We start from the raw sequence: 21,359 nt of genomic DNA, 5'->3' as shown, positions 1-21,359 counted from the left end.
TAACTTTAATGAAAAAAGGAATTACTACGCGCTTTAATATCTTTGCGAGTATAGCTTTGTGGGCTATTAATTTGCTGTGTACGTTAATGACATTTGATATAGGGAATACATATCAAACGAATAGCCTTATTGACATTTATATACACTCGTTCACAGTAAAAATGGCGCTACTACTAGCAATGTGGATTATAAGTGCCTGTATTTTGTCAGCACTGTTTAAAGAAGTTTGGAACCGTTTAATTTCTGATATTTTCAACCTGCGCTTAATCCGTTTTAACGAGTCTTATACCTTATGTGTTTTAATAACATGGCTGGTATTGATTTAAAGCTTTGCACTTAAATTTGAGTAAGCTATAAAACGTGAACAACATTTAGCAATACTTTTTATGCTAACGTAATAACTGACCACTAAACATATATTATTTACTCACCCAACGCGCTTTAAAACCCCGTGTATCAACATGTATAAATGCGCCGCGGTGCGACTTAGGCCCGTAAACACCTAAACCGCCTAATAAGCCTTTAAATGATTCTCGCTTAGCAAGCGACTCCACTATACCAGCCATCGCTTGTGCATCGCCAATAGAGTGCTTACCGTCGTTGTTTATGTCATCCATACGGTAGTCGCCATCGTTATCTATAAATATATCGGCAGCGTCGCCAAACACATGGCGGCTAAGCTTTACATTACCAATGGCTTTATTGTAATAAGGGGTGCGGTAACCGCTCATTACCACCATATTTTTAACTGGTATGTTTTCTAAAATCAGCTCTTTGCGTATTTTTTCAAGTTTAAGTAACAACTTGTTTTGTAAAAATAAGTATTTAGGGTGTTTACTTCGTTGCTTACTCACAAATTCTTTAAGAGAAAAATGCGGTGATATTTTTGTATTTTCGTTCTCAGGTGTCACCTTTACAAAGCCATCGGGTACTATGTAATGCTCACTGTCTTTAATTTGCGAAGGTTTTGGGTAATGACCAATATGGTAATATTTAAGCTTTCCACCTTGTACTTCACCTGCAGGCACTTTTACAAACACATTAATTGTCATGCGCTGCTTTTTATCGGGGGATTCAATAATGACCTGTGTTAAACCTGGCTTTTTAGGTGCACGCCACTGCCATCGGTTTGTATCAGTTAAGGTGGCGTTTCTGTCGTCATTTATAAACGAATAGCTGCGTTTTGATTGTGCGTAAAGTACTTCAAATTCAACCGCTTCATTAGGCATCACAAAAACAGAAAACACCGAATAAGGCATTACTATGTCGTTAATTTTTAGGCTAAATTCTGCATCTTCAAAATTTGCTTTATTTTGAATATTAACGCTCGGGTGCGCTTGTTTAACGGGCTCTGCAGCATAACCACCTACGCTTACGCAAAGTGCTAGTACACACCCTAAAATACATGGAATAAACGGCATAAATCCCCTCATAATCTATTTTATTAATGCAGCAATAACTGATTGCTCTTCGTCATTAAGTAATGCTTTTGTGTCGTGCTGATAAATATCATCTCTAAAATTAACGAGCATGTCCTCATCAACCCAGGCCGTCCAATACACTAAATGAATAGGTAACGGCTCATCTAAATGAAACGTTTGCGTGGTGTCGTTTACCCTAGCTTCATCCATTTGTTTTAATGTGTGAGTTTCTCCTTGGTGCTTGATTATTTCACGCGCTAAAGAAAATGGCTTTTCGACTCGAATACAGCCATGCGATAACGCACGCTGTGTTTGTCCAAAGCGTTGCTTTGCTGGGGTATCGTGAACATAAATGGCTTCAGGATTTGGAAACAAATACTTCACTTCGCCAAGTGGGTTTTCATCCCCTGCACGCTTAACTAAAAAATGATCAAACTGATAGGGTTTAATAGCCTGCCAATCGATATTACTGGGGTTTACTGTTTTAGAGTCTAGGTAACTATTTTTTCTAACTTCGATATTATTTTTAGCAAGGTAGTGAGGATCTCTTGCCACCTTTGGCGCTATTTCTTTGGTTGCAATAGAGGTAGGTATGCGCCACTCGGGATTTACAACAAACTTTTCGATTTCGTCACTAAAGGCTGGTGTTTTCCAACTTGGTTTGCCGACGATGACGTTATTTTGTAGTTTTACCTCGCCCGCTTTTACATACCGTAATGTGTACTCAGGTATGTTTACATAAACATATTGTTCATCGCTTGAGCCGGCAAAGTTAGTAATACGATAAAAATTTAGCTTTAACTTATTTAGCTTCACCTTTGCAGGTACATTTAATTTAGCAACAGTGCGTTTGCCAACGCGCCCATCAACCTTTAAGCCATGGCGGTGCTGAAATTGCTTTACGGCCTGTTCAATTTGTTGATCAAAAGTACACTCCGCATCGGTACATGTATTATTTTTTAAATCACGCTCCTGGTATAAACGCTCTGCAAGCAAGTTTACCTCTTTACCTGTGCTGCCTAATTCAAGCAGTTCACTTATTTGCAGCGGAATAAAACCACCATTGCTGACAATTTCTTTATACCAGTTGATTGCTTTTTCAGTACGTTCTATTAGCTGTGCTGCATTTTGATCAAAGTAGTAGTCTTGGTTGCTTTTAAGGTGCTGCTGCGAGCTATAGGTGATTAATGAAGAGCCTGCTAATGCAGTACTTTCAAGCTCAGAGGCGGCCAAAGCAGGTAAAGAGCTTATGCAAGCTCCCCCTATAAAAGCAGTGCTTAATGTGATGCTTTTTACCTTTTTAGACACCTGGTTTGAAAATAACCCCTTCATTGTGTACCTCCTCGCTAAATATCGTTGATAAATGCTTATGTACTTACTGCTAATCAGTAACAAGAAGGTGCAACGCCAGTGCCAAACTTAAATATAACTTTAAACAATTGATATTAAATAAGTTTTAATAAATTCCATTTTTAATACAAGCAGGTTTAGTGTATCGCATTGTGTAATTAATTTGCTGTAGTGTGTAAAGTTGCCACAGCTATTAATCCTTTAAAAAGGCTAAAAAACCACGTTCATAGCGGCTTAAATATTTTGTTTTTCGTGGTAAAGATAATGACTCTCGCCACGCAGTTTGGGTTTGCTCCCCCTCTTTACACAAGGCAATTAAATCAGGATGAACATACGATTTACGGGCAATAGCTGGCGTGTTACCTAGCTGTTCAGACACGCTCTCGAGCATACTTTTTAAACTAAGTGCACCTTTTGCTTTTACTAGTTGCTTAAAGGCAATAACACTGGCTCGCCAAGTTCTAAAGTGCTTAGCGCTAAAGTCCTCGCCCATTATTTGTTGAATATACTGGTTAATTTCACTAGAGGTTACGTTTGTGCGCTCTCCATCGCTTATATATTGAAACAAATGCTGACCGGGTAAATCTTGAAGATCTTTAATTACATGACTAAGCACTCTGTCGGTTATGTTTACCTCGCGCTCTTTACCCGATTTAGCCCGATACCGTAGCTGTATATTTTTACCCGTCAGCTTGGCATGGCGTGTACGTAATGTGGTGGCACCAAAGCTTTTGTTTTGCTTTACATTTCGCTCATTACCAACTCTCAAAGCGCCTAGGTCCATAAGTCTAACGACCGCAGCCAGGGTTCGCTCTACGCTGAGCTCATCCCCTTGTAAATCGTTTTCTAAACGGGCGCGTAAAAGGGGAAGCTTGTTGCCAAATATACCGCACGATTGATATTTTTTAGCCTCCTGCTGGGCTCTAAACTCAGGGTGATAACGATACTGCTTGCGACCTTTGCTATCAAACCCGGTAGCTAAAATATGGCCATTTTCTTCAGGGCAAAACCAGACATTTTTATAAGCGGGCGGAAACGCTAACGCATTTAAACGATCAATCACTTTTTGCTCGTTAATTTGCTTGCCTATAGGGTCAAAGTACAGCCACGTTTTGTTTTTGCGCTTACGAGTTATACCGGGTAAATTATCATCTACGTAAATCAGTTTCATTTGCGCTCCAAGCAACTTTAACCATTTTTAACAAATGTATCACTGTAAAATAACCTTAAACTGAACAACGTAATTGATATATAATCAAAAATTCAATAATAATATAAAAAAGCTCGCGTTTAATTACCTGGTTCAGCATATAAACAGCACCTTGTGGCTCAGTTTAGCCATGCTTAAATCTGGTCAAAATACACGCAAATAATAATAACCTCCCCTTCAAAAATGTGCTGTTTAAAAGGAGCATACAATGGCATTTGATTATGGTTCTATTGATCTAGGATTAAAAAACCCCTTTAAACTAGAGGGTAAAGTAACTGCAGCAAGAGGTCTTGTTGAGTCAATTACAGGCATCAGTTTACTTGTTATAGCTGCAAGCTCGGTGAAAGAAGATACCACCGCAGGTTGGGTTTTAATGCTGTTTGGCATGTTCATTTTAGCACTGGGTATTCGCTCTTTATCAACGGGTATTTATGCTACCTTAAAATACTTTGTTGGTAGGAATCACCCCACTTCGCTTGCGTACAACTTTAGTAAGTCAGAAAGCTCTACAGCGCAGGAAGAAAAAAATGAGGTTGCCTATAATGCTCAATCGCTTGAAGAAATGCTGGTTGGTCGTAAAAACAGTACTTTTAAAGAACCAAATGGCTTTTTATCTCGTTTGTTACACAGCTTAATCCCCAAGCTATTATTTTTACCTTATCCTATACGCAATGTCGCCCAGCGGTTATTTGGCTCGTGGGTGAGTACGCTTGTTGCACTCGTTGCTTATGGGCTTGTTGCCTTTGTTTCGTTGTCGGGCTTTACTGGTGAAGCCGGCGAATTAGCCTTTCCGGTTTACAGTGCTATTTTGATGTTTTATGTGCTTTTTTCTTGGCGTTCGAGTAGCAAGCCGATTTCTCGCAATGCTGAAAGAAACATTGAAGCGCTGGGAGGCGGGACATTAGCTAAAATTATTTCGTTGTCGTTTATTTTGCCTATTGTTATTGGTCTGTCTATGTCGTGGTTGATGCAAGAGCAGCATATCAGCAAGCAAGAAATAGACACATGGCTGGCGCAGCTGCCAAACTTACATGCTGGCTTGTACCTGATTGCTATTATTATATTAGCAACGTTAAGCTGCACACTTGTATTTACAATGGTTAAAGCACGCTTAAATACTGTAACCCCTAGCGCAGAAGTATCAGAATTACGTGAAAACTGGCAAGAGTCTGTTCACCCTGATGAAGTATTTATAAACCTTGATAACCTTGTTATGGCAAATAGGCGCTACAAAGAAGTGCCAAATAGAGTTTACCGCGAGTTAGACCCAAAACTGCAAGAGCAAATTGAAGGCAAAGGCGGTTTTAGAGGCGAAATGATTCAAGAGGTACAACCTAAACTTCATACTGTGGAGCTTGGAAAAAACTTTACCCTCGCAAGATTAGTTTCACTCATAAGTGCTAATTTACTTTATATTGTGGCGTTAGCATTAACGGTATTGTTAGCCTATTCATTAATAGATATTTATTACTATATAGATAGCGCTAACATTAACAATCTACAACAAGCGTTTAATAATCAAAATGTTACACAGTTTAGTAGCTTAGTAATGAGCAGTGTTCATATTTTAATAATAGCAGTGATAATTAAAGCTTTTGCGCGTTTACTGGCTAACTGCGCACACTTATTTTTTGCTGAAATGCAGTTTGAATCATTATTAGTTTACTTCAAATGCGAAGGCACATTTACTGAGTCAAAAATTTCAACAGGAACCGGTATTCACGATAGCACTCGCTCTGAAAACACCTTAGTGCGTAGCAGTATAACGCCTTGGGTCATTGTCTCTCGTGTTATTTCGAGCACATTTGCAGCTACTGGCATGAAAAACCTTGAGCACCCTCGCCATATTATGGAAATGCATAAAGACGAAGGTCAATTACAAGCGATTAAAAATGATGTGATAGCCTTTCTAAAAGACCGCGAATCAATCGCTTCAATTACCAGTGAACGCGATTTAGGCAATGCATCACAAATACATCAACTAAACCAACAGACCCGTGCAATCCCTACTCAGCAAGCTATAACGAAAGAGGATGAAGAGGCTGCAGGCTACTTAAGGCAAGAAGAAAACTCAACGCCAGAGCCCAAAACTTAACAATCGCTTTGTTATACTTTTAAACGCTATCCGGCCTCGCGGTTTGTAGCCTAACCAACAAGGTTACAAACCGCGCACCACCTACTAACTGTTTAACCCTTCTTGTAAACACCACCTTGTTAAAAATTGGGTGTGTATGTGCCACGCTGTTAACGTATTTTTAATTGTTCTTCACTTTATTGAATCATTTATACCTATTTGACTAATTAATTCTAAATTTACGCATAAACTCCTTGCTTTATGCGCTAAAAACCAAATAATGAAGCAATTATAATCTGGGTAAGAATGAGGAAAATGAGCTATATACTAACCACCCAATGTGACGATGATGTAGGCCTAATTGCCAAAATTACTGGGCTTTGCCACGCGCACAATTTAAATATTACACGTAATAACGAGTTTGTAGATAAAGACGCCAAACGTTTTTTTATGCGCACTGAGCTAACGGGCGAACCACAAAACGACTTTTTATCGCAATTACGCGCATTATTACCTGAGGGTGCACAACTTGCTCTGCATGACGATACAAAAACTAAAGTGGTGCTGCTTGCAACAAAAGAAGCGCATTGTTTAGGAACTGTACTACTCAAGCAATTTGAGCAAGCGTTAAATATTGAAGTATTGGCTGTAATCGCCAATTACCCAGATTTAGAACCACTAGCAAAAGGCTTTAATGTGCCTTTTCATGTTGTCTCACACGTAGGCCTAAGCCGTGCAGAGCATGATAAAAAAGTAGGTGATTTAATTGCCTCTTATAACCCAGACATTATTGGCTTGGCAAAATACATGCGCATACTAAGCCCAGAATTTGTGGGCCGGTTTGAGAACAAAATTATTAATATTCACCACTCGTTTTTACCGGCCTTTATTGGCGCTAAACCGTATCATCAAGCATTTGAGCGCGGCGTAAAAATTATTGGTGCCACAGCCCACTTTGTAAATAATGAGCTAGATGAGGGCCCTATTATTTTACAAGACGTCACTAGCGTAACGCACGCTAACACTGCTGAAATGATGGCTAAAATGGGTAAAGACGTAGAAAAGACTGTATTTAGCAAAGCGCTTCAGCTTGCCTCTGAACACAAGCTATTTATTAACGGTAATAAAACCGTGGTATTTAGCTAAAATACTTTTGCACATATTAAAAAGCCAGCAACAGGGTCTGCCCTGCTGCTGGCTTTTTTATACCAAACAAATTATGGCGTGTAGTAAATAGGTGATTCAGGCCCAACAGGCAAACCTAACGCAAACACCCATACGTAAAATAAAATTACCCAGCCAATAAAAAACACAATGCTGTAAGGCAACATCGTCGCCACTAAAGTCCCTATTCCCATGTCTTTTTTATATTTAACCGCCACCGCTAAAATAAGTCCAAAGTAGCTCATCATTGGGGTAATTAAGTTAGTTACAGAGTCACCAATACGATAAGCCGCTTGAATAGTTTCTGGCGCGTAACCAATAAGCATAAGCATAGGCACAAAAATAGGTGCTGTAATCGCCCACTGCGCCGATGATGAGCCTAAACTCAAGTTCACCAATGCACACATTAATATAAACAATACAAATACTTCTGGACCAGTTAGGTTTAAGGCCTGTAACAGGGCTGCGCCGTTAATTGCCAAAATAGTGCCTAAATTAGTCCATTTAAAAAAGGCCACAAACTGTGCGGCAAAGAACACTAATACAATGTATAAACCCATTGAGCTCATGCTTTTACTCATTGCGTTAATAATGTCTTTATCGTTTTTCATACTGCCAACAACACGCCCGTAAACAAAGCCTGGCACACTAAATGTGACAAATATTATGGCAACTATGCCTTTTAAAAATGGTGAGCCTGCTACCTGGCCTGTTTCTGGATGGCGTAAAATGCCATCGGCGGGAATAATCGTCCAAGCAAATAGAGATAGCACTACTAATAGCGCAACGCCCGCCCACTTTAAACCGGTTTTTTCAAGCGCGGTAAGTGTATCAATATTGTTTTGTGATAAGTCGATGCTGGCTTCATCTGGGTTATATTTACCTAAACGTGGCTCGACTATTTTTTCGGTAACCAGTGTACCAAGGGCGGCTATAAGTAATACCGATATCATCATAAAATACCAGTTAGCCTCAGCCCCAACCTCGTAATTTGGGTCAATCATTTGTGCGGCAGGTGTTGTGATACCCGCTAATAGTGGGTCTATTGTACCGAGTAGTAAATTAGCGCTATAACCACCAGACACACCAGCAAATGCAGCCGCTAAGCCAGCTAAAGGGTGGCGCCCTAAACTATGAAATATCATCGCTGCAAGCGGTATTAAAACCACATAACCAAGCTCTGAAGCCGTGTTAGACATAATGGCTGCAAACACCACCATAAAGGTAACTAAGCGCTTTGACGCGCCCATAACCATGCCTCGCATCGCAGCAGAGAGTAAACCTGAGTGCTCAGCAACACTTACCCCAAGTAGTGCCACTAGTACGGTGCCTAAGGGCGCAAAACCAGTAAAGTTAGTAACCAGGCCAGCCATAATACGCTGTAGCCCCTCAGCACTGAGTAAACTAACGACCTCAATCACGCCACCAGGTGCACGCCCTGCTGCGCCAATAGGCCTTGGGTCTACGGCGCTTAATCCGAACCAATCTGCTATACCACTTATCAACACAATTGAAACTGCAAATATCGCAAATAAAGTAATGGGATGCGGAAGCATATTTCCTAAAAACTCAACGGTTGCTAAGAAGCGATTAAATAAGCCGTTATTGTCTTTAGGTTGATTATTAGGTGAGTGTGTGGAGTCTGTCATACTTAGCTCTATAAATTACAAAATTGCGCTAACCTAGCATTGTTTGCAAAAGAGATCATGTATAAAAGGTAAATGACATGTAGATTTTAAGTGTAAAATTAAGTTGTGTAGAGACGAGCAGGCTTTTTAATTAAACGTTTTACAAGCTAAGGGCGATTTAATAGCTGAAAATAAAACGCCCTCACTTTTATATTATATTTATGCTTGCTCTATTGGCTCTAACTGTAGTTTAGCGGCAATTAAAACAGCCTGTGTACGGTTATAGACCCCAAGCTTTCTAAAAATAGCAGTAATGTGTGCTTTTACGGTTGCCTCTGAAATATGCAATTCGTAAGCTATTTGTTTGTTTAGTAACCCTTCATGCAGGTATTGCAATACACGGTATTGCTGCGGCGTGAGCGAGGCGACTTGTGCGGCAATTTCTCTGTCCTCTCCTTCTATTTCAGCTACTTTATTTTTTAATTCGTTTGGTAGCCACGTATCGCCTTCAAGTATTTGGTTAATAGCATTGGCAATATCATCTGAAGACGATGACTTAGGAATAAAACCCATTGCACCATAACCCATTACCTTAGAGACTATGTTGATGTCTTCACTCCCTGAGACAACCGCTATGGGTAAACTTGGGTAGTCTTCGCGAATGCGGATCAGGCCATATAAATCACCATTGCCTGGCATGTGTAAATCTAGCAGTAATATATCAAGATCTTCTTGTTCGCTGAGTACTTGCAATGTGCTGTCAAAATCTGATGATTCAAATACCTCTAAATCGTCAAACTTAGCACTTAATGCTCCCTTTAGTGCCTCACGAAATAACGGATGATCATCCGCTATTAAAAACTGACTCATGGTTCGCTCCTAATAAATTCGGCCGCCAATAAGGTATAACATACTTACTGACAGCCGATATACTACGTTTAGAATCAACTTGTAATCAAGTTTTTAACGCGCATTTAACGATTTAATCGGTTTTCTATGAGCTCATCTACCACGGTTGGGTCTGCAAGGGTTGATGTATCCCCTAGCTGTTGGTGCTCATTTGCGGCTATTTTACGTAAAATTCGACGCATAATCTTACCTGAACGCGTTTTCGGTAAACCTGGCGACCATTGAATCATATCAGGGGAGGCAATCGGGCTTAGTTCTTTACGTACCCAATTACGCACTTGCGTTGTGAGCTCATCACTGACAGTAATGCCTTCGTTTGGCGTAATGTAAACATAAATACCTTGGCCTTTAATATCATGCGGGTAACCTACTACTGCAGCCTCTGCTACTGCTTCGTGGGCTACCAGCGCGCTTTCTATTTCAGCGGTGCCTAAGCGATGCCCTGATACATTAAGCACATCGTCTACTCGCCCTGTGATCCAGTAATAGCCATCTTCATCACGACGACAGCCGTCACCTGTAAAGTAAACACCAGGGTAAGCACTAAAATAGGTTTGTTCAAAGCGTTCGTGGTCGCCATAAACAGTACGCGCTTGTGATGGCCAGCTATCTAATATAACTAAATTACCGTCAACCGCACCTTCAAGCGTATTACCCTCTGCATCAAATAACGCGGGTGCAATACCAAAAAACGGATGGGTTGCTGAGCCAGGTTTTGTTTGGGTTGCACCCGGCAATGGGGTGATCATAATGCCGCCTGTTTCAGTTTGCCACCACGTATCTACAATTGGGCAACTAGCGTTACCAATATTTTCGTAATACCAGGCCCATGCTTCTGGGTTGATAGGTTCACCCACCGAGCCTAAAATACGTAAGCTTTCACGCTTTGAAGACGCGGTTGGCTCATCACCTTTGGCCATTAACGCACGGATAGCGGTTGGTGCAGTGTATAAAATGGTGACGCCGTGCTTATCAATCACCTCACCCATACGCCCTGCTGTTGGATAGGTAGGCACGCCTTCAAATACCACTTGCGTACAGCCATTGACCAATGGCCCATAAGCAATATAGCTGTGCCCTGTGATCCAACCCACATCGGCGCTACACCAATATACGTCATCCTCTTGTAAATCAAACACGTACTCGTGGGTTATTGATGAGTAAACTAAGTAACCACCTGTAGTATGCACAACCCCTTTTGGTTGACCGGTAGAGCCCGACGTGTACAAAATAAAGAGTGGGTCTTCTGCATTCATTGGCTCTGGTTCACATTGCGCCGGTTGGTCAGCAACGAGATCGTGCCACCAAATATCGTTCTCGTTCCAATCAACTTCGCCACCGGTTAACTGGTGTACAACAACATGTTCAATTGTTGTAACAGATTCTTGGGCTACCGCCTCATCTACATTGGCTTTTAATGGTACACAATTGCCCGCTCTGCGCCCTTCATCGGAGGTGATCACCACTTTAGCGCCTGAGTCTTTAATACGGTCAGCAATAGCTGAAGGAGAAAAACCACCAAATACAACCGAGTGTATGGCGCCAATACGCGCACAGGCCTGCATGGCGTAAATTGCCTGCGGTGTCATTGGCATGTAAATAGCTACTCGATCACCTTTTTGTACGCCTAGTTTTTTTAAACCATTTGCAAAGCGCGCCACTTCATCATGTAATTGTTGGTAGGTAATGTTTTCACTTTGGTTTGGGTTGTCCCCCTCCCAAATAAGCGCCACTTTATCAGCTTTGGTTTTTAAATGGCGATCAATACAATTGTAAGAAGCATTTAAAACGCCGTCTTCATACCATTTAATATCTATATGGCCTTTATCAAATGAGGTGTTTTTAACTTTGGTATAAGGAGTAAACCAATCTAAGCGCTGGCCATGTTCACGCCAAAACCCTTGTGGGTCATCAATCGACTGTTTGTAGAGTGTTTTATATTTATCGTTATCAACTAACGTCGTTTTTTCAATGTGTGCAGGAACAGGATAGATACTTTGTGACATCTCAGTCTCCATTTTAATAACTTGCCATGAATTAAGGATTACTCAGCAGTACTTTATTAAGTATTAGACCTTAGTTGTACAACCCTTCTAATTGCCGTTTTGTGGTTTATAATCACGCGGCTCATGACTTTTTTACATAGAAATACAATATGTTAAATATAAGTAAGTGATCACTAAATTACTCTTAAACCTTCGTCTTATAGACCAATAGGTAATTGAGTAAATTTTGCACATATTTAAAAGTAGTTTCGAGCATTAAAATAATGTGACCATGCTACTCAAAGCTTTATTTAACGGATGAATTCATAGCGTGAAGCAAAATAAGTAAAAGTTTTATTCGTAAGTAATACCAGTAGCAAGTAATACATTTGAACGTATAAAAAGCAACAAACAACAAGTAGCCTTTAAAGGACACCACAATGAAATTTACCCCATTAAAAACTCTTGCAGCGAGCGCTGTGTTATGTGCCTTGACAAGCACAGCTTATGCGGCAACTGCAGCTAAAGTAGGTAACACAGAATTTACTTACGGCGGATACATTAAGCTTGATACTATGTGGAGTGACTACTCTGCAGGTGCCCCTTCTGGTTCAAGTGTAGGGCGTGACTTCTATGTACCAAGCACAGTGCCCGTAGGCGGTGATGCTGATTCAGATGCTGTATTTGATATGCATGCACGTGAGTCACGCTTTAACTTTGGTACTTCCACATTAATGGATAACGGTAAAACAGTTAAAACTAAAATTGAGCTAGACTTTTTAGCTTCAGCCCCTGGCGGTAACGAGCGCGTATCAAATTCTTATGCTCCACGTATTCGTCATGCATTTGTGACTTACGACGGTTGGTTATTTGGCCAAACATGGTCAAACTTTCAAAACGTAGGTGCACTTGCTGAAACACTTGATTTTGTCGGCCCAGCCGAGGGCACTGTTTTTGTTCGCCAAACACAAATTAAATACACAACAGGCGCATGGTCGTTCTCTTTAGAGAACCCTGAAAGCACTATTACCACTCAAGGTGGCGCGCGTGTAGAAACAGACGATGCATCACTTCCTGATTTTACTGCACGTTACACACATAACGCCGACTGGGGTAACTTTGTAGTTGCAGCACTTGCTCGCCAACTTACTTATAAGGTAGGCGATGTGGACGCTGATGAAACCTCGTTTGGTATTAGCGCTTCGGGCCGTGTAAATTTTGGTGAAGACTACCTTAAATTTATGCTTACTCAAGGTAAAGGCCTTGGCCGTTACGTGGGCTTAAATGTAGCACACGGTGCAGTACTTGATGGTGATGAGTTAGATGCAATTGACTCAACCTCGGGCTTTGTTGCTTATCAGCATAAGTGGACAAGCCAGTGGCGCTCAACTTTCTTGTATTCTTTCTTTAGTGCTGATAACAACACTGATTTATTAACCATTTCGGGTGACCCTGTTGAATCAAGTCAAAGCTTCAGTGCAAACATTTTATACTCACCCGTTAAACGTTTGACATTTGGTGCTGAGTTTAAGCATGCCGAGCGTGAAACGGAAAGTGGTATTGACGGAGATTTAGACCGTTTACAGTTTTCTGTTAAGTACAACTTTTAATTAAGCATATTAATAACACCAAAGCGGCTTAGGCCGCTTTTTTTAGTCTTTGAAAAAATACTGAACCAGCGCTATTTACTATTAATCAGCGTAAACTGTACTTTAGCAACGTTTACATCAGTTGTAGTAGAGTGATTAGCTGTTAAATCGTCTGCTAACGTGAGGCATTAAAAATGTTTAGTAGCAAATTTTAAAGTAACTAATTGACTAACATATTAAATCGTCTAAATAATGATTTAGCTAAAAGCTCAGTAGAACTTGTAATTCAATCCCCTATCCCACTTAATATAATTGTTGCCTTAACATCAAACTAAGTAGCTATTAAGGCGCTAAAATTCCCAAACTATCAATAATTTCTGGTAAGCCCTAATTATTTTGTTTATATAACACCCTTGTTATTGAAAATCACTCTCATTTAGATTATGTTATGCACTTCTTTTTTGAACCTATTGGAAAAACACATGTCGTCCCAACAAATTTTGCGTTTATCTAAGCTTAGCCTTATTACTTCACTTGTTTTATCTGGTCATGCATTTGCACAAGAAACTACAACAAATACAGATGATTCATTAGAAAAAATAGCGGTATACGGCCAGCATCATAAAAACTACATCACTGAAGATGCGCAATCTGCTACAAAACTAGGCCTAACAATCAAAGAAACTCCTCAAAGTATTTCTGTTGTTTCTCGCGCGTTAATGGATGATTTTTCACTAGATGATATTAACTCAGTGCTAGAAAGCACGCCTGGCGTAACTGTAGAGCAAATAGAAACAGACCGTACTTATTTTAAAGCCCGCGGCTTTGAAATCACAAACTTTCAGGTTGATGGTTTAGGTATCCCACAAAGTTCAGGCTCTATTCAAGGCACTTTAGATACTTCTATTTACGACCGTGTAGAAATTGTACGAGGCGCAAACGGCCTAATGACAGGTGCAGGTAACCCTTCTGCCACTGTAAATATGGTGCTAAAAAAACCAACCTACATAACACAAGCTCACGCATCTTTATCTTACGGCTCATGGGATAACAAGCGCTTAGAGCTCGATTATTCTACACCGATTAATGATGATCACGCTGTGCGTGCAGTTTTCACAAAGCAAAAATCTGAGTCATACCTTGATCGTTACGAAACAGATAAAACAATTGGTTACCTTGCCTACGAAGGTAAATTAACTGACGATACAACGTTAAGCATCAACTATGTTAACCAACAAAAAGATGCCGACAGCCCTCTTTGGGGTGCACTGCCTCTTTACTATACCGATGGCACAGCAACAGATTACGACGTATCTACAAGCACTGCAGCTGATTGGTCATACTGGGATAACAGCGCAGAGCAAGTCTACGTAACACTTGAGCAAAACTTATCTGCTACATGGGTTGCAACGGCGCGTTATGCACACATAGAAAATGAGCAAGACTCAGAGCTATTTTACGTATACGGCACACCCGATAGCGAAACTGGCCTTGGTTTAACAGGTTACGCAAGCCGTTACGACTACGAAGATAAGCACGACCTGTTTGATTTATACGCTAGCGGAAAATTTGATTTATTTGGTCAAGAGCACGACTTATCATTTGGTGTAAGCCAAGCTAAAATGGATTACGACGAGCAGTCACTTTATGATTACACCACGGGTAATGGCTTCCCAGCAATGCCTTCGCTTGACACGTGGGATGGTGTAATACCTGAAGCAACCCTTGCTGATGGTTTAAACGGCAGTGAGATAGAAAACAAACAGCAATCTGCCTATATATCTACTCGCATAAAATTAAGCGCACCGTTAAGTGTACTTGCGGGTGTACGTTACACAGATTGGGAAACATCAGGCACAGCTTATGGTGTTGAGCAAACCCGTGACGATAGTGAAGTTATTCCATATGTTGGAGCTGTATACGATTTCAATGAATCACTTTCAGCTTATGCAAGTTACACTGAAACGTTCGTACCGCAAAAAGAGCTAGATATTAATGCTGAGCAATTGGCGCCTATTACAGGTAAAAGTAGCGAAATTGGTTTAAAAGCACAGCTTTTAGATGACCAAGTATTTGTCACCTTTGCCTACTTTGATGCAAAGCAAGAAAACCTAGCCGTTGCATTACCTGATTCATTACCAGGCGATACTCGTTATTATGGTGCTGATGGTATCAACAGTGATGGGTTTGAAATAGAACTAAGTGGTAAAGTAACCGACGATTTAAGTGCAAGCATCAGCTTTAGTAATTTAAGTATTGAAGGTGATGATTTAGTTGAAGATTACACACCAGAGAACCAGTTAAAACTTGCTGCAACTTATCAAGTTCCGTTTGTTGAAGGCTTAACATTTGGTGCAAACTACCGCTGGCAAGATTCTGTTAGCCGCGTACAAGTTGAAGATGCAACCGGTGCCGCCCTTGTAACCACTAATCAAGATGCCTACGGTATTCTTGATCTGATGGCTAACTACAAGATCACAGAAAACGTCGGTGTTACTTTTAACGTAAATAACACCACAGACGAAAAGTACCTACACAGCCTTTACTGGGCTCAAGGTTACTACGGTGCTCCGCGTAATTACGCGCTATCAGTAAACTGGCAGCTATAATACCCTCTATGATGTAAGGCACTTTTAAAGCACAGCTTTTAAATTTAACGGCACTTTTTAGTGCCGTTTTTTTAAAGTTACAATACAAAAAGGCGCTAACCATTGCTTGTTAGCGCCTTTTAAAGCTCGGGTCAAATCAAGCTTAGAGAACATTTAACACTTAAAGATCAGGCTCATCACCTAGTACGTCTTCGCCATCTTCTGGCTCAACGGTTGCTTTTAATAGCAACATATCGCGTAATTTACCTTCAATCTCATCAGCAATTTCTGGATTTTCTTTCAAAAACTTAATAGAGTTTGATTTACCTTGGCCTACTTTATTGCCATTGTAGCTGTACCAAGCACCTGCTTTTTCAACAATTTTATGCTTAACACCTAAATCAATTAACTCACCTTGTTTAGAAATACCTTCACCATACATAATGATGAACTCAGCTTGCTTAAATGGTGGTGCAACCTTGTTTTTAACCACTTTAACACGGGTTTCGTTACCGACTACCTCATCGCCTTCTTTTACAGAGCCAATGCGGCGAATATCAATACGAACTGACGCGTAAAATTTAAGTGCATTACCACCAGTTGTGGTTTCAGGGTTACCAAACATTACACCAATTTTCATACGAATTTGGTTAATGAAAATACATAGCGTATTTGAGCGTTTAATATTACCTGTAAGCTTACGTAATGCTTGCGACATTAAACGTGCTTGTAAGCCCATGTGCGAATCACCCATATCGCCTTCAATTTCAGCTTTAGGTGTAAGTGCCGCAACAGAATCGACAATAACAACATCTACAGCACTTGAACGTACTAACATGTCACAAATCTCAAGAGCTTGCTCGCCGGTATCTGGCTGAGAAACTAATAGCTCATCAATGTTAACACCTAACTTTTGCGCGTATACCGGATCTAGCGCATGCTCAGCATCAACAAAGGCACATGTTTTGCCCTCTTTTTGTGCTTGTGCGATAACTTGCAAAGTAAGCGTTGTTTTACCAGATGACTCAGGGCCATACACTTCAACAATACGCCCCATAGGCAAACCACCTATGCCTAAAGCAATATCAATCCCAAGTGAGCCTGTAGATACAGCATCTATGTTTAGGGCTTTGTTATCGCCCAACTTCATAATTGAGCCTTTACCAAACTGACGCTCAATTTGTGATAGTGCAGCGTCCAGCGCTTTTTGTTTATTATCGTTCATTCTGTTCTCCAAATCCGGCTAATGCGAACAAGTATACTGTATGAAATCACAGTATCAAGTTAAATTTATAACTTTATCTTATCGATAGTGCTTTTTAACGCAAATTCAATAGCTTGCATTCTAACTTGTGCTCTATCTCCCTTAAATATTTGCTTAAACGTAAATTGTTCATTGGCAATTTGTATGCAAAACCACACAAGGCCTACCGGTTTATTAGGCATTGCTCCGCCTGGCCCTGCGATACCCGAAATAGCAATTGCAATATCAGCTTTGGCAGCGCTTGCGGCACCAAAAGCCATCTCTTTTACGGTTTGCTCACTTACGGCACCAAATTGCTCAAGCGTAGTATTAGCCACATTAAGCAGCTCATGCTTAGCTTCATTACTATAAGTAACAAATGCGCGGCCCAAATAAGCAGAGCTGCCAGGTGTATCTGTCAGCGCATAACTCACCCCACCACCAGTACATGATTCAGCGGTAGTGATCCATAAGCGTTTATCCGTTAAAATAACGCCCAATTGCGCAGCAAGTGTTTTAATCTCTTGATGTAATTCCATATTCAGCCTTTGGGTAAATACATGTCGTTTGATCTTTATGCACCGCACACTATAAAACAACAAACCCCTATGATGCAGCAGTATCTAAAAATTAAATCTGAGCATCGCGATATTTTATTGTTTTATCGTATGGGGGATTTTTATGAACTCTTTTTTGATGATGCTAAACGCGCGGCCCAATTACTTGATATCTCGCAAACGCATCGTGGTAAAGCCGGTGGCGATCCTATCCCTATGGCGGGTGTTCCTTATCACGCAGTAGAAAACTATTTAGCACGTTTAGTGCAAATGGGCGAATCAGTCGCTATATGTGAGCAAGTTGGTGACCCCGCAACCAGTAAAGGGCCTGTTGAGCGCAAAGTAGTGCGTATAGTAACACCGGGCACAATTTCAGATGAAGCGCTATTGCAGGAGCGCCAAGATAACTTACTCACTAGCGTATGGCAAAATAAAAAAGGGTTATACGGTATTGCCTACCTTGATATAAATTCAGGGCGTTTCAATATAGTTGAAGTGAACACCGACGAAGCGTTTACTTCAACCCTGCAGCGTTTAGCTCCTGCTGAGCTTTTATACTGTGAAAGCTTTGAAAGCACACATTTAATTGAACATATTAAAGGGGCACGCCGACGCCCTGAATGGGAGTTTGACTTAGATACCGCTCAACACTTACTGTGCGAGCAGTTTGGCACCAAAGATTTAGTAGGCTTTGGTGTAGATAAAGCGCATGCTGCTTTGGTCGCTGCGGGTTGTTTAATGCAATACGTAAAAGATACACAACGTATTGCCCTGCCTCACATTCGTGCTATTACACTTGAACATAATGAGCATGCCGTTATATTAGATGCTGCAACACGCAAAAATTTAGAGTTAACTGTTAATTTATCAGGTGGCTTTGAAAACACCTTAGCTCAGGTACTCGATAAGACTGCCACAGCCATGGGATCACGTTTACTTAAACGCCGCATTCATACACCTGTGCGCAATAAAAATGAACTTAACTCACGTTTAAATGCTATTAGCGCTATTTTAGATGCGCAGTTATATGGCGAGCTACACGACTCATTAAAAGAAATTGGTGATATTGAACGCGTCATAGCACGTCTTGCTTTATGCACCGCACGCCCGCGCGATCTAACTCGGCTACGCAGTGCCTTACAAGCACTCGCACCACTGCACGCATTATTAAACGATGCTAATGATGAGCGTATCGCCAGCATTGTTCGCCATTCTCCAGAGCTGCCTGAACTACAAGCTTTACTTGAGCGCGCTGTAATTGATAACCCACCAGTACTCATTCGCGATGGGGGCGTTATTGCACCAGGCTACAACAGCGAGCTTGATGAATGGCGAAACTTGAGTAAAGGCGCTACCGATATACTTGAGCAACTAGAGCTTAGAGAGCGCGAGCGCACGGGGATCAGCACATTAAAAATTGGCTATAACAAGGTGCATGGCTTTTTTATCGAAGTAAGTCGTGCTAATTCGCACTTAGTACCTGCTGATTATATTCGCCGCCAAACGCTTAAAAATAATGAGCGCTATATAATACCTGAACTAAAAGAGCATGAAGATAAAGTACTAGGCAGCCAATCAAAAGCGCTCGCACTTGAAAAACAGTTATACGAAGAGCTATTTGAATTTATAGCTCCGCATATTGAACAGCTGCAAATGATGGCTAGTGCATTGGCCGATTTAGATGTACTCAATAACCTAGCAGAGCGAGCACAAACACTTAACTATGCAAAACCACAGCTATGCGATGATGATAATATAAGCATTAAGCAAGGTCGCCACCCTGTGGTTGAGCAAGTAATGAAAGAACCTTTTATTGCTAACCCTGTGGAGCTAAATAGCCAGCGTAAAATGTTGATTATTACTGGTCCTAACATGGGTGGTAAATCAACCTATATGCGTCAAACAGCACTTATCGTATTAATGGCGCATATTGGCTGTTATGTCCCTGCTGATAGTGCAAAAATTGGTAATATAGACCGAATATTTACTCGCATTGGCGCAAGCGACGACTTAGCCTCTGGTCGCTCTACTTTTATGGTAGAGATGACAGAAACCGCCACAATATTAAATAATGCAACTGCGCAATCTTTAGTATTAATGGATGAAATAGGCAGAGGCACCAGTACCTACGATGGCTTATCACTTGCTTATGCAACCGCTGATCATCTGGCACAAAAAATATCTGCTAAAACATTATTTGCTACGCATTATTTTGAATTAACAGAACTTGCAGAGCAAAAAACGGGGTTAGTGAATGTGCACTTAGATGCCATAGAGCACAACGACACCATAGCATTTATGCATACCGTACTTGATGGTGCAGCAAGTAAAAGCTTTGGGTTACAGGTTGCAGCGCTTGCTGGTGTGCCAAAGGCCGTAATAGCTCAAGCAAAGCAAAAGCTTAAACTGCTCGAAAACCACCAAAGCGTGACCGCTCCAAATTCAGAGCAGCAAGCGTTTTCTTTTGCTAATGAGTTACCTGCGCCACAGCCATCAGAGGTTGAGGAGCAACTCAGTGCCATTGACCCTGATAATCTATCGCCGCGTCAAGCACACGAATTACTTTATAAATTAAAAGCGCTGCTTTAAATTTAATTTGGCATAAAAAAAGCTGAAGGTTTTATCCTTCAGCCTTTAAACACATAGACAGTCTAAGTATGAGTTACGAGAACTGGTCAAACAAACTTTCTGTGCTTAACCCCTCTTGTTGTAAAATATCTTTTAAACGACGTAATGCTTCTACCTGAATTTGTCTTACGCGCTCTCGCGTTAAACCAATTTCACGGCCAACATCTTCAAGTGTTGATGGCTCGTAGCCTAGTAAACCAAAGCGGCGCGCTAATACTTCTCGTTGTTTAGGGTTTAACTCACCTAACCAATCTACAATGTGCTTATTAATATCGTTGTTTTGTACTTCACCTTCAGGACCTGCGCTTTTTTCATCGGCAATGATATCTAAAAGAGCGCTGTCGTTTTCACCACCAATTGGCATATCAACTGAGGCTATTTTTTCGTTTAAGCGTAGCATTTTAGTTACGTCTTCTACGGGTCTACCTAGGCACTCAGCAATTTCTTCAGCGGTAGGCTCATGGTCTAGCTTTTGAGTTAGCTCACGTGCTGTACGCAAGTAAACATTTAATTCTTTAACTACATGGATTGGTAATCGAATAGTGCGCGTTTGATTCATAATAGCGCGTTCAATTGTTTGGCGTATCCACCAAGTTGCATAAGTTGAAAATCTAAAACCGCGTTCTGGGTCAAATTTTTCAACAGCGCGAATTAACCCTAGGTTACCTTCTTCAATTAAATCTAAAAGTGCTAAACCTCGGTTATTATAACGGCGGGCAATTTTTACAACTAAACGTAAATTACTTTCAATCATACGCTTGCGAGATGCTTCACATCCACGTAGTGATTTGCGGGCAAAAAAGACTTCTTCTTCAGCGCTAAGCAGGGGAGAAAAACCAATTTCTCCTAAATATAGTTGGGTCGCATCGAGGTTTTTAGTTACTTCCTCTTTTGCAAATATCTCTTCTTCGTTCTCTACCTCTTCAAGTAGGGCTGCAGTTTCCTCTACTGCGGTGTCATCAAATTTTTCGTCGGTGGTGTTTTTGTCAAGTTTTGCTGCGTTAGCCATAAGC

At 40.9% G+C, this 21,359-nt stretch carries 15 protein-coding genes; 6 read left to right on the top strand and 9 right to left on the bottom strand.

The window, feature by feature from the left end; all coding sequences use genetic code 11:
• Positions 1 to 8 precede the first annotated feature (8 nt).
• Positions 9 to 326, top strand: a complete 318-nt coding sequence (locus CWC17_RS07950) for a hypothetical protein (protein ID WP_138612547.1) — start codon at positions 9 to 11, stop codon at positions 324 to 326.
• Between the two features lie 93 nt (positions 327 to 419).
• Here CWC17_RS07950 and CWC17_RS07945 read toward each other — a convergent pair whose 3' ends face one another.
• From CWC17_RS07945 to CWC17_RS07935, 3 genes are all read right to left on the bottom strand, one after another.
• Positions 420 to 1,421 carry a D-Ala-D-Ala carboxypeptidase family metallohydrolase gene (locus tag CWC17_RS07945; protein WP_138612546.1) on the bottom strand — a complete coding sequence of 334 codons (1,002 nt, stop codon included), beginning with the start codon at positions 1,419 to 1,421 and terminating at the stop codon, positions 420 to 422.
• A 15-nt stretch (positions 1,422 to 1,436) separates the two neighbouring features.
• On the bottom strand, positions 1,437 to 2,753 hold the full coding sequence (locus CWC17_RS07940) for a L,D-transpeptidase family protein (protein WP_138612545.1): 1,317 nt from the start codon (positions 2,751 to 2,753) through the stop codon (positions 1,437 to 1,439).
• Positions 2,754 to 2,964: 211 nt separating this feature from the next.
• Positions 2,965 to 3,942 carry a DNA topoisomerase IB gene (locus CWC17_RS07935; RefSeq protein ID WP_138612544.1) on the bottom strand — a complete coding sequence of 326 codons (978 nt, stop codon included), beginning with the start codon at positions 3,940 to 3,942 and terminating at the stop codon, positions 2,965 to 2,967.
• Positions 3,943 to 4,189: 247 nt separating this feature from the next.
• Here CWC17_RS07935 and CWC17_RS07930 point away from each other — a divergent pair, with 247 nt between their 5' ends.
• Together CWC17_RS07930 and purU are read left to right on the top strand one after the other, a co-directional pair.
• On the top strand, positions 4,190 to 6,076 hold the full coding sequence (locus CWC17_RS07930; protein WP_138612543.1) for a hypothetical protein: 1,887 nt from the start codon (positions 4,190 to 4,192) through the stop codon (positions 6,074 to 6,076).
• 294 nt (positions 6,077 to 6,370) lie between these two features.
• The gene (purU, locus tag CWC17_RS07925; protein WP_055015391.1) at positions 6,371 to 7,201 is read left to right on the top strand and encodes a formyltetrahydrofolate deformylase; all 831 of its coding nucleotides are present in this window, start codon (positions 6,371 to 6,373) and stop codon (positions 7,199 to 7,201) included.
• A 71-nt stretch (positions 7,202 to 7,272) separates the two neighbouring features.
• Here the strand turns inward: purU and CWC17_RS07920 are convergent, their stop codons facing one another.
• The 3 genes from CWC17_RS07920 to acs all read right to left on the bottom strand — a co-directional run bounded on the left by CWC17_RS07920 (position 7,273) and on the right by acs (position 11,762).
• Complete coding sequence (locus tag CWC17_RS07920; RefSeq protein ID WP_138542050.1) at positions 7,273 to 8,868, bottom strand: AbgT family transporter; 1,596 nt, start codon at positions 8,866 to 8,868, stop codon at positions 7,273 to 7,275.
• Positions 8,869 to 9,066: 198 nt separating this feature from the next.
• Positions 9,067 to 9,717, bottom strand: a complete 651-nt coding sequence (locus tag CWC17_RS07915) for a response regulator transcription factor (RefSeq protein WP_055015393.1) — start codon at positions 9,715 to 9,717, stop codon at positions 9,067 to 9,069.
• A gap of 104 nt (positions 9,718 to 9,821) precedes the next feature.
• Positions 9,822 to 11,762 carry an acetate--CoA ligase gene (acs, locus tag CWC17_RS07910; RefSeq protein ID WP_138612542.1) on the bottom strand — a complete coding sequence of 647 codons (1,941 nt, stop codon included), beginning with the start codon at positions 11,760 to 11,762 and terminating at the stop codon, positions 9,822 to 9,824.
• A gap of 419 nt (positions 11,763 to 12,181) precedes the next feature.
• Here acs and CWC17_RS07905 point away from each other — a divergent pair, with 419 nt between their 5' ends.
• A complete protein-coding gene (locus CWC17_RS07905; RefSeq protein ID WP_138612541.1) occupies positions 12,182 to 13,351 on the top strand; it encodes a DcaP family trimeric outer membrane transporter in 1,170 nt (389 codons plus the stop codon).
• 461 nt (positions 13,352 to 13,812) lie between these two features.
• Positions 13,813 to 15,939, top strand: coding sequence for a TonB-dependent siderophore receptor (locus CWC17_RS07900; RefSeq protein ID WP_138612540.1), 2,127 nt, complete (start codon positions 13,813 to 13,815; stop codon positions 15,937 to 15,939).
• Between the two features lie 160 nt (positions 15,940 to 16,099).
• Here the strand turns inward: CWC17_RS07900 and recA are convergent, their stop codons facing one another.
• Together recA and CWC17_RS07890 are read right to left on the bottom strand one after the other, a co-directional pair.
• Positions 16,100 to 17,143 carry a recombinase RecA gene (recA, locus tag CWC17_RS07895; RefSeq protein ID WP_055015397.1) on the bottom strand — a complete coding sequence of 348 codons (1,044 nt, stop codon included), beginning with the start codon at positions 17,141 to 17,143 and terminating at the stop codon, positions 16,100 to 16,102.
• A 65-nt stretch (positions 17,144 to 17,208) separates the two neighbouring features.
• Entirely contained in the window at positions 17,209 to 17,700 is a 492-nt protein-coding gene (locus CWC17_RS07890; protein ID WP_138612539.1) for a CinA family protein, read from the bottom strand.
• Positions 17,701 to 17,721: 21 nt separating this feature from the next.
• On the opposite strand from CWC17_RS07890, the gene mutS reads away from it, so the two are divergent.
• Complete coding sequence (mutS, locus tag CWC17_RS07885; RefSeq protein ID WP_138612538.1) at positions 17,722 to 20,307, top strand: DNA mismatch repair protein MutS; 2,586 nt, start codon at positions 17,722 to 17,724, stop codon at positions 20,305 to 20,307.
• Positions 20,308 to 20,380: 73 nt separating this feature from the next.
• On the opposite strand, the gene rpoS is transcribed toward mutS, so the two are convergent.
• Positions 20,381 to 21,355, bottom strand: coding sequence for an RNA polymerase sigma factor RpoS (gene rpoS, locus CWC17_RS07880; RefSeq protein ID WP_055015400.1), 975 nt, complete (start codon positions 21,353 to 21,355; stop codon positions 20,381 to 20,383).
• Between the last annotated feature and the right edge of the window lie 4 nt (positions 21,356 to 21,359).

The organism is Pseudoalteromonas sp. S3785 (assembly GCF_005887365.1).
In the GTDB taxonomy this organism is placed as follows: Bacteria; Pseudomonadota; Gammaproteobacteria; order Enterobacterales; family Alteromonadaceae; genus Pseudoalteromonas.
The sequence above is the reverse complement of the archived record's forward strand: the minus strand, read 5'-3'. Positions and strand labels throughout refer to the sequence as shown.